This window comes from Shewanella inventionis (genome assembly GCF_014641855.1).
Taxonomy (GTDB): domain Bacteria; phylum Pseudomonadota; class Gammaproteobacteria; order Enterobacterales; family Shewanellaceae; genus Shewanella; species Shewanella inventionis.
On sequence record NZ_BMII01000068.1, the window covers coordinates 1 to 10554 of the forward strand.

At 40.1% G+C, this 10554-nt stretch carries 9 protein-coding genes, 1 rRNA gene and 1 pseudogene; 8 read left to right on the forward strand and 3 right to left on the reverse strand.

Annotated elements, in window-relative coordinates:
* Positions 1 to 962 precede the first annotated feature (962 nt).
* On the forward strand, positions 963 to 1403 hold the full coding sequence (locus tag IEW93_RS21095) for a pilin (protein ID WP_283104479.1): 441 nt from the start codon (positions 963 to 965) through the stop codon (positions 1401 to 1403).
* 563 nt (positions 1404 to 1966) lie between these two features.
* Here the strand turns inward: IEW93_RS21095 and IEW93_RS21100 are convergent.
* Positions 1967 to 3334 carry an O-antigen ligase family protein gene (locus IEW93_RS21100; protein WP_188741177.1) on the reverse strand — a complete coding sequence of 456 codons (1368 nt, stop codon included), beginning with the start codon at positions 3332 to 3334 and terminating at the stop codon, positions 1967 to 1969.
* A gap of 219 nt (positions 3335 to 3553) precedes the next feature.
* Between IEW93_RS21100 and pilB the strand changes: the two genes are divergently transcribed.
* The 7 genes from pilB (at position 3554) to mutT (ending at position 9640) form a co-directional block, all read left to right on the forward strand.
* On the forward strand, positions 3554 to 5260 hold the full coding sequence (pilB, locus tag IEW93_RS21105) for a type IV-A pilus assembly ATPase PilB (protein ID WP_188741178.1): 1707 nt from the start codon (positions 3554 to 3556) through the stop codon (positions 5258 to 5260).
* Positions 5261 to 5367: 107 nt separating this feature from the next.
* Positions 5368 to 6633, forward strand: coding sequence for a type II secretion system F family protein (locus tag IEW93_RS21110; RefSeq protein ID WP_188741179.1), 1266 nt, complete (start codon positions 5368 to 5370; stop codon positions 6631 to 6633).
* Between the two features lie 28 nt (positions 6634 to 6661).
* A complete protein-coding gene (locus tag IEW93_RS21115) occupies positions 6662 to 7588 on the forward strand; it encodes a prepilin peptidase (RefSeq protein WP_188741180.1) in 927 nt (308 codons plus the stop codon).
* A complete protein-coding gene (coaE, locus tag IEW93_RS21120) occupies positions 7585 to 8214 on the forward strand; it encodes a dephospho-CoA kinase (protein WP_188741181.1) in 630 nt (209 codons plus the stop codon). The genes IEW93_RS21115 and coaE overlap by 4 nt, the downstream gene beginning before the upstream one ends.
* Positions 8207 to 8941, forward strand: coding sequence for a cell division protein ZapD (gene zapD / locus IEW93_RS21125; RefSeq protein WP_188741182.1), 735 nt, complete (start codon positions 8207 to 8209; stop codon positions 8939 to 8941). The genes coaE and zapD overlap by 8 nt, the downstream gene beginning before the upstream one ends.
* Positions 8942 to 9013: 72 nt before the next feature.
* Positions 9014 to 9223: a DNA gyrase inhibitor YacG gene (gene yacG / locus IEW93_RS21130; protein WP_188741183.1), complete on the forward strand. Its 210-nt coding sequence runs from the start codon at positions 9014 to 9016 to the stop codon at positions 9221 to 9223.
* A gap of 21 nt (positions 9224 to 9244) precedes the next feature.
* Positions 9245 to 9640, forward strand: coding sequence for an 8-oxo-dGTP diphosphatase MutT (gene mutT / locus IEW93_RS21135; RefSeq protein ID WP_188741184.1), 396 nt, complete (start codon positions 9245 to 9247; stop codon positions 9638 to 9640).
* A 38-nt stretch (positions 9641 to 9678) separates the two neighbouring features.
* On the opposite strand, the pseudogene IEW93_RS22360 reads toward mutT, so the two are convergent.
* Positions 9679 to 9744: pseudogene (locus IEW93_RS22360) on the reverse strand (IS66 family insertion sequence element accessory protein TnpA); the annotation flags it as partial.
* 571 nt (positions 9745 to 10315) lie between these two features.
* Positions 10316 to 10554 (reverse strand): 23S ribosomal RNA (locus IEW93_RS21140); the annotation flags it as partial.

A 10554-nucleotide genomic window follows, 5' to 3' on the forward strand; every position in this document is an offset into this window, starting at 1 on the left:
TAGAAACAGACAAATTGATCAGCCGAACGCCGAGAGAAAGTCGTTCTTTGAAAGTATTAATAAAGACCGATGAGCTACCATTGGAATGGTAGCTCAATCGATCATAACTAAATTGAAATGGTACTAGGTTCTAGGTTCTAGGGATAGGGCTAGGGCTAGGGCACGACACTGCTAGATGCTATAAAAGCTCAACAGCGAAGCTGTCCTAGAAGCGCAGCGACCTAGCAGGACGCAGTCCGCCCTAGAACCTAGGGTCTCGTATCTATCAGCGAAGCGACCCTCGAATCTAAGTTTTCACCCCACTCAATTCCGTCATAAAAACACTGTAAAAAACGTCAAAAAAACGCCTTTGTTGCATTTTTGTCAAAAAAAGTAATACCACACCCTCGCATGTCAAAATCAAATTACCGTATAATGTGCCGAAAATGTGAAATTAGAGCATTTTTATACATTTATTTTTTATTTGTACGGTAAAACTATTCCATTTTATGGCAGTTTATACTAACGTTTAATGCAGGCGAGATGACCTTTCGGTCATGCACAGTAAGCCTAACACTGTAAATTTACGTAAAACTGTTAACATCTGGTCCACATTTGCAAATGTCTAGATTAGGCTAATTACGCAAATGTTTAGCGCCACAGGTTAACATTTGCGTATTTGCTCTAGATTTACTGCTCAGCCGAAATGTTATTAACAAAATAACCTGCTAATATTATGTAAGTTAACGGGGTTATCGCAGGTGCAAGTTACACTTTAGTACTTACAGTCGCGTTAATCATGGCTAATCTAACTGATGTTAGCGCCATTAAAAAAATCGTGGTTTTTAGTCACCCAGCTAAAACCACACAAATGTGCTATACGGTTTTCGGCAATAGGAATGCCAGCGACTTCACTTAATACTAGCAATGAGTGAACCGCTATCGAGGATTGATACTACCAAGCCTAATTTACGGAGAGAAAAATGAAAGGTATCAACCAAATCAAAAACGCTAAGGGTTTTACTCTTATTGAATTAATGATCGTAGTTGCGATCATCGGTATTCTAGCAGCAATCGCACTGCCTGCTTATCAAGATTATACTGTTAAATCTCAAGTTGGTTCAGCTTATTCAGAAGTATCAAGCTTAAAGTCTCAATTTGAAGTTGTTATGAATGAAGGTAAAACACCTTCAATCACTACAACAACAGATCCAGGTTATATCGGACAAACTGCAGCTGGTGGTAGGTATTGCACAATATCTCTAGTCGCTGGGAATGCTGGTATTTTATGTACAATAAAAAACAGTAATGCCGCAAAAGCTAATGGTAAGACTCTCCAATTAAGCAGAACTGCTGATGGGGTTTGGTCATGTGTGACAGGTGGATCTTTAGAAGCTAAATTTAAACCAGGAAGTTGTAGCTAAATTCAGTTAGGAATAGCTGAGTTATGCTTTTATGCCGTTCATTTACGTGAATGGCATTTTTATTTTAATACTCTTTTATTTATAATACTTATTATTTTTAAGCGTTCCACTAAAAGAACCATAAGCTGTTTACGAGTCTCCGCAGAAGTAAGTACCAGAAAGTGTCGAAACATACTTAGTATATTTTTAAAACTACATTGGATTAGTTCACAACTGATTGCCTAAAATTCATAGTAATAAAAACTCACAATCATTAGGTGAACCGACCAATTCAGCCTAAAATATTGATTTATTAACATGACCACTTGGTCTATACCTAAGACCGAATTGATTTATCTCAGAAACTTGAAACTCATGAGCTTGCAACCCAAATGCTTAGAACTGCATAGCATTAGAATTAGGTATTGTTTTTAAGGAGCAACCAGCTCCATTACAGCACTAGTGAAGTACTCTAGTGATTTTCAACGCGATGAGAAAATTCCAGATTGCAAAAACATGGAGCTAGAATACTTCTGATGCTTTAATTGATTAAATTATTACTCTGCAACATAATTCGCTTAGCACTAAAATCCAACGGCACCATTGAGCCAAAAACGAGGGTGACCAGTGTCCTGCAACCCTTCATGTTCAAAACTACCCAGCAAAATGATTGATGCTGCAGTAACAAATACTATCAATATAAACTTAAAAGCAGTATTGAGCTCCCAGTGACCAAATTTTGGTTCAGAAGTGAACGCCCAAAAAACTGCAAGTATAAACGTTAGTACTAACTGAGAAAATGGCATAACGATTACACCACTAAACAACGAATAAATAGTTGCTGCAATAATAGAATACACAATGCAAATTGTTAAACCATCGGAATCTCGTTTAATAATATCAAAAGCACTTAAAAAAAACTTAATGAGAAAAACTATAATCAATAAGCTAATAATTAAGCCATATTCATATACTAGTTGCACTATCGCATTATGAGGATGAGCATTTGCTAAAGGTCTCCCTTCTGCCCATGCAAAACCCATAGGACCAAAACCCAAAAAAGGTTGTTCTGTGATTTCCCGCATAGCATAAATCCACATATCAACTCTTCCTGAACTAGTCAATCTAATTGGCGGACTATTAGTATCAAGTAATAAATAAGGGAGAATAATAACAAATACTAACCATAATAACGCACCTAATAATGCAGATTTTAAAAAGAATCCTCCCACTAGTTTTTTCTCTGATACAGGTAAGAAAAGATGCATCAGGCTAAAAGCTGTAATTAATGATAGCATTGCACCTCTTGCTTCTGTTTGCATCAATATTAACCAGTGAAGGGCTACTAATATCAATGAATAATGCTTGTAACCTCTTAGTTTATAAAAAAATACTGGAATAAATAATACCGGTAAAAAAATCACTTGGATCTGGTTTAGGAAGCGGATATTGTCATAACCCACAATAAGACTACCGGCATTGAAACTTTTTGCATCAAAAAAATAAAAACTAAGATTAAGCCCATAAACAACAAAGTGGAAAACAGAAAATAAAGCAACGGCTAAGAATAGAGTTTGCGCTACTTTATCTTTTGGTAATCCATAAAGACAACTTCTAAAAAGTGTAAAAATAACAACTAGAAGTGAAATATTGATTAGCTCAATCATGCCCCAATATGGATGTTTACTTCGCAAGGTAGAAGCAATTGACAAAACAAAGCAGCTGAATATGAGTATTATTGATGATTTTGATGGAGAGTAAATCTTTAAAGAACCTGTAAAACAGGCCAAAATGACTGTTAACCAAATAAAAATAATGACTAAAAAACGCTTCGCGTCATATAAACTATTTATGTCAAATAAGGTCGTAAACAAATTGGCTAGTATTGTTCCCAAAGTTAGGACGATAGCAAAAAAAATAAAGTGAATGGTTGTGTAAGTCTTCAGCTGCATGTTAAATCTAGTGCCATTGAAAAGTTTTCGTCACTGCTGTAAGCATATTGTTATTTATGATAAAAGCAACCAGAAACCAATAGAATTATTAACGAATAAATGTTAAACCAACTCTTAATTTATTTAAGATTACATAATAAGATACCCAACAGCATAGTCTGAATGACATAGTTGTGAAAAGCAGTTAAAATTTACCACCACATTCGTTTTGGAGTATACATGGCATCAACTAATCTTAACTTAGGGCTTTCAAGCTTATTCGTTAAAAAAAACCTCCTTAGTGATCAAACGATTACTGATGCTATATCTGAATCGAGAAAAAGTAAAAAGACTCTAGTTAATAGTTTAATTTCTATGAAAGCACTATCTGCTAGAGAAATTGCTGAGGTATGTTATGAAGAATATGGCACACCACTACTTGATTTAAATGAATTTGATATATCTGGCATATCTGAAGAGTTATTGAACAAAAAACTTATAGAAAAACATAAGTGTATACCGTTATTTAAACGCGGTAATCGACTTTACATTGCGACCTCTGATCCAACCAACATTACTGCCCTTGAAGACTTCCAGTTTAGTTTAGGTTTACATGCCGAAGCTATATTGGTTGAAGACGACAAACTCCTAAATGCTTTAACGAAGATACTAGAAGAAGATATTAGTGGCTTGGGTTTAGAAGGCATTGATGAAGAAGCATTAGCAGGTATAGAAGTTACAGACACTTCCCGCGATGATGAACCTTCAGGCGACAGCAGTGACGATGCACCGATTGTAATTTATATCAATAAAATCCTTACCGATGCCATCCGTAAAGGCGCCTCGGATTTACACTTTGAGCCTTATGAAAAACGCTACCGTATCCGCTTTCGCATTGACGGCATTTTACATGAAGTATCTGAGCCTCCTGTAAATCTTTCTGGCCGCATATCTGCTCGCTTGAAGGTGATGTCTAAGCTTGATATTGCCGAGCGCCGCGTGCCGCAAGACGGCCGGATTAAAATGAAGCTGTCGCGCACTAAATCCATCGATTTCCGCGTTAGTACCCTACCCACCATTTGGGGCGAAAAAATCGTAATGCGTATTTTGGACTCATCCTCTGCCCAGCTTGGTATCGAAAAGCTCGGTTACGAAGATGACCAGCGCCAATTATATGAAGAAATGCTCGCCAAACCCCAAGGGATGATTCTAGTCACCGGCCCCACTGGTTCAGGTAAAACCGTATCTTTATATACTGGGCTTAACATCCTTAATACCGAGGAGCGTAATATCTCAACCGCCGAAGACCCGGTCGAGATTAACCTCGAAGGGGTAAACCAGGTCCATATCAATTTAAAAGCCGGCTTAACCTTCGCCTCAGCTCTGCGCTCATTTTTACGTCAAGACCCAGATGTAGTCATGGTAGGTGAAATCCGCGACCTAGAAACAGCCGAAATTGCCATTAAAGCGGCGCAAACCGGCCACCTAGTGTTATCTACATTGCACACCAACTCAGCAGCCGAAACCTTAACCCGTTTAATTAACATGGGCGTACCCGGTTATAACATTGCCAGCTCAGTCAATTTAATTATTGCTCAGCGTCTTGCAAGGCGCCTATGCCCAGCCTGTAAGCAAGCAGAAGATATACCAGTGGCAGAATTACAACGTTTAGGCTTTCAAGAGGCGGATATTGCCAAAGGCATTACCGTATTTAAACCCGTAGGCTGCGAGCAGTGCTCTGGGGGCTATAAAGGCCGCGTAGGTATTTATGAGGTCATGAAAATGAGTGACGAAATTGCCCGCACCATTATGGAGGGCGGTAACTCACTGCAAATTGCCAAGCAGGCTAAACAGCAAGGCATGCGCGATTTACGCCAATCTGGCTTATTAAAAGTAATTCATGGCGTCACCAGTATTGCCGAAATAAACCGTGTCACCAGCTTTTAAATAGTCTACAGTAATAATATTGTTAACTATCTCAATTTATTCTGGTTTACTGCAGCACTTTAAACAATAACAATGGATAAGTAGACCTTAAGAAAAGGACTGGCTCTATGGCCACTGCAACAGCAAAAAGAAAACCGAAAAGCAGAAAACAATCTCAAAAGCACCAACCTAAAATTTTCACCTTTGAGTGGAAAGGGGTAAACCGTGATGGTGCTCGAACCTCTGGTGAGTTACGCGGCTCCAGTATTGCAGAGATTCGTGGAGTATTAAAAGCTCAAGGCGTCACCCCAAAAGGCGTGCGTAAAAAGTCAGCTCCGCTGTTTAAAACTGAAAAAAAGATCACCGCAATGGACATTGCTATGATCACCCGCCAAATTGCCACTATGTTAGCCGCTGGCGTGCCTTTGGTCACTACTATCGAGCTACTTGGACGTGGCCATGAAAAAGCTAAAGTACGGGAGTTACTAGCCACTATTTTGTCGGATGTGCAATCTGGTATTCCTCTGTCCGACTCATTAAGACCCCATAGACAATATTTTGATGATTTATATGTGGATTTAGTTGCGGCAGGTGAGCATTCTGGATCACTCGATGCGGTATTCGACAGGATTGCCACCTATCGAGAAAAGGCCGAACAGCTAAAATCTAAAATTAAAAAAGCCATGTTTTATCCAGCTGCTGTGGTAGTGGTTGCAGTAGCTGTTACTGTACTTTTACTTCTATTTGTAGTACCCCAATTTGAGGATATTTTTAAAGGCTTTGGCGCTGAATTGCCTGCATTTACTCAGTTGATTATCGATGTATCACGCTGGCTCCAAAGCTCTTGGTATTACTTTGCTATAGCAATTATTGCTGCTATTTGGCTGTTTCGACGAACACATAGAAGTTCATTAGAATTTCGTAACAAAATAGACCAAATGGTATTAAAAATTCCTGCTATTGGTGACATTTTGCATAAAGCGGCAATGTCTCGCTTTGCTCGAACATTAGCAACCACCTTTGCCGCTGGTGTACCATTAATTGATGGCCTAGAGTCAGCAGCTGGAGCCTCAGGTAATTATGTATACCGTTCAGCGCTGCTTAAAGTGCGCCAAGAAGTGATGTCAGGTATGCAAATGAATGTGGCCATGCGCACCACAGGTTTATTCCCAGACATGCTCATTCAAATGGTGATGATTGGTGAAGAATCGGGCGGCCTAGATGAAATGCTAAACAAGGTCGCAAACATATATGAAATGCAAGTCGATGATGCCGTGGATGGCTTATCAAGCCTAATTGAGCCGATTATGATGGTGGTGATTGGTACAGTAGTAGGCGGTTTGATTATCGGTATGTATTTACCTATTTTTGAAATGGGTAACATCGTTGGTTAGTACTTTTAATAATAAAAATAGATTATAAATGACTGAATTTATCTCAACCTTTATCACCACCATGGCCCAATCCCCCTGGGCCTTTGTGGCGATTAGTTTTATTTTTGCTGCCACCATAGGCAGTTTTCTTAATGTTGTGATCCATCGCTTACCCGTGATGATGAAGCGTGAATGGCAAAGCGAATGTAATTACTATTTAAACGAATATCACCCTGATATTGTTAAGCAAGTGGGTAATGAGCGTTTAAATAAACCCATTGATGAGTTTCCTGCAAAGTACAATCTTGTGGTACCGGGCTCTGCCTGCCCAAAATGCAAAAGTAATATTAAACCCTGGCATAATGTGCCTGTTATTGGCTGGTTGTCACTCAAAGGCAAATGCGCCAATTGTAAAACACCAATTTCAGCGCGCTATCCTACTATCGAATTATTAACGGGGATTTTAATTGCCACCCTCGCCTGGTATTTTGGCCCGACCTGGCAGTTTGTTTATGCCAGCATATTAACCTTTGTGTTAGTGGCGTTAACCGGGATTGATTTAGATGAAATGCTGCTGCCTGATCAACTCACCTTACCGATATTGTGGTTAGGATTAATCATCAACCTTAACGGTATATACACCAGCCCAGCCGATGCCATTATTGGTGCTGCAGCAGGTTATTTAAGTTTGTGGTCTGTTTTTTGGTTATTCAAATTACTCACCGGCAAAGAAGGTATGGGCTATGGCGACTTTAAGTTATTAGCCGTATTTGGTGCCTGGCTCGGTTGGCAAATGTTGCCACTAATAATATTACTATCATCACTTGTTGGTGCAGTGGTAGGTATTTTAATGATCATCACTAAAAAGCTTAACAAGGGCAACCCAATCCCCTTTGGCCCCTACATAGCAGCAGCTGGTTGGATAGCATTAGTCTGGGGGCAAGATATTCTTAACTGGTATTTGAGCACCTTATGATGCCCACAAAGTTTGTAGTCGGCCTAACAGGCGGAATTGCCAGCGGTAAAACCACAGTAGCAAACCTATTTGCAGAATATGGCATTCAGCTTGTCGATGCAGATATCATCGCAAGAGTTGTTGTAGAAAAAGGCTCTAAAGGTTTAGCCGCAATAACTGAGCATTTTGGCTCGGCGATTTTATTAGCAGATGGACAGCTAGATAGAGCCGCACTGCGCAGTAAAGTGTTTAATGATGAGCAGCAACGGCTTTGGCTCAATAACTTATTACACCCAATGATCCGCCAAACCATGCTAGAGCAAGTTAATGCATCAACCTCTGCCTATGTCATTATGGTTGTACCCTTGCTATTTGAGAATCAATTAGATAATTTAGTGAGTACAACTTTGGTGGTAGACATTTCTCCTGAGTTGCAAGTTTCAAGGACGATGAAACGTGACGGTGTTAGCCAGCAGCAAGTAGAACATATACTCGCAAGCCAGATGAGTAGGCAACAACGCATAGATAAAGCTGATCACGTTATCGACAATCAAGGAGATATTAACCTGTTGCGCAGTCAAGTTGCTCGCCTGCATCAACTTTTTTTACAACAAGCCGCCGAGTTATCTAATAAGCCTAATGACTGATTTAATTTACGAACAACCATTAAATGAAAAAATACGCAGTTATTTACGCCTAGAAAATCTGTCACGGCAATTACAAAACAACACACAACAAGACCAACATCATCAATGCTTTTACCCATTGTTTTCATTAGCGGAGCTTACTGAACGTTGCGATTACCGTGGTGAAGTACTAAAAGACATCGATCGCCAAATACAGCAACTTACCCAAATCAGCTGTTTAGCTGGCTCAGATAGTGAGCAAGTTGATCAAATTATCCAACAACTTAATACCCTAAAATTACCACTGCTAACACCACAAAGAATCGGCTGCGATCTTAAACAAGATAAGTTTATAACTGCATTACGACAACGATTTAATATGACGGGAGCGCCCTGTAATTTCGACTTACCCCAGTTGCATTTCTGGTTAGGACAACCCTGGGAGCAACGGCAGCAAGATATTCAAAACTGGTTAGCGCAATTTGAGCCCTTATTGGCCCCTATTTTATTATTATTGGAACTATGCAGAAAGTCTGCAGAATTTAGTCAAATGCATGCTAAAGCAGGCTTTTATCATGGAGATACCCAACAGGCGCTTTCGCTTATCAGAGTTAAAATTAATGCCAGCCAACATTGCTATCCAACCATAAGTGGTCATAAAAATCGCTATGCTATCCATTTTGTTGACTTCAACTTACACCGTCACACCAGCTCTACTATTGAGTTCTCACTAGCAACCTGTAGCTAAACCATTTAACATCACCTCATTACAATGTAGATCCACCTTAATAAGTTTTAAAGTAAGGTCAAAGGTTACACTATGCCATTAACAGTAAAATGCCCCATTTGTAGCACATCAGTGCAATGGAATGCAGAAGCGCTATTTAAACCATTTTGCAGCGAGAGATGTAAACTCATCGATTTAGGAGACTGGGCAAGCGAAAAACATAGCATCCCAGTAAAAAACAATATCGATCCCGATATGATGGATGATATTGGATACGATGAAGAAGATTTTTTTAAACAATAACGCCAAAATCGCGAGAACAAGATGCAAAAAAGAGTACATGTCGCCGTTGGCGTTATCATAAACCAGCATAAACAAGTGTTACTGGCTAAACGCCATGATCACCTTCACCAAGGTGGTAAATGGGAATTTCCAGGCGGTAAGGTAGAAGCAAACGAATCAGTATCCGATGCGTTAATTCGCGAGCTAAAAGAAGAAGTGAATTTAGAAGTAAACAGCACTACTGAGTTTATGGACATCTGCCACGACTACCCTGACAAGCATGTAAGACTCGATATCCACCTCGTCACCGACTTCAGTGGTAATGCCTCAGGCATGGAAGGCCAACAAGTAAAGTGGGTAGAAATACAATCGCTAAGCGAGTATGAGTTCCCTGAAGCCAATAAACCTATATTAGATAAATTACTTAATTTAAGTTGATAAATACTGACTTTGTGTAAGCGGCAAAAAGCACTAATCGTTAAGCCACTAGCGGATTGCTGTTGTATCGACGCTGCCCATTCTTCATTTGTACGTGTAGCCATAATAACTCCTGATGTAATATTCAGTCGTTAAGATAAAGGCTAAATGAAGGAGTTGACGACGTACTTGCCCAGACGCTTACGACCATTCAACGCACAAACCTTAAACGTAAAAAAGCCCGTTGCATTAGCAACGGGCTTTCGTACTTATTAGGCGTCTGGAAATGACCTACTCTCACATGGGGGTATAGAGGCTGCGCTTAGTGTGCGAAGCACATTGCTGCATCGAAACGCGCAGCAACTTGTTGCAAGCTGAGGGCCCGCTTAGCGGCGGGCGACCGCGGGGCTAGGTATTTCAACCCTATATACGAAAAAAGCCCTAGCGTTGTGTGCTAGGGCTTTTTTCGTATATTTAGGCGCCTGGAAATGAAGCTCTATGGTTTCCAGACAAATTTTGTCTATTTAACGCCTTGGCATTAAATAATAATTCGAAAAGCTGATTTTTGAGTATTCTCACACCATTTAAGTGCTCTATTCTAATACTAAGTGCGTGCTCCCTTCAGTACGACCTCCAAGGATGGAGGAAGTGCTAGAAAATGTCGGGAACATTTTCAGTAAAACCCATCTGGGTTGTATGGTTAAGCCTCACGGGTCATTAGTACAAGTTAGCTCAACGCCTCACAACGCTTACACACCTTGCCTATCAACGTAGTAGTCTCCTACGGCCCTTTAGAGAGCTTAAAGCTCTAGGGATGACTCATCTTAGGGCTCGCTTCCCGCTTAGATGCTTTCAGCGGTTATCGATTCCGAACGTAGCTACCGGGCAATGCTATTGGCATAACAACCCGAACACCAGCGGTTCGTCCACTCCGG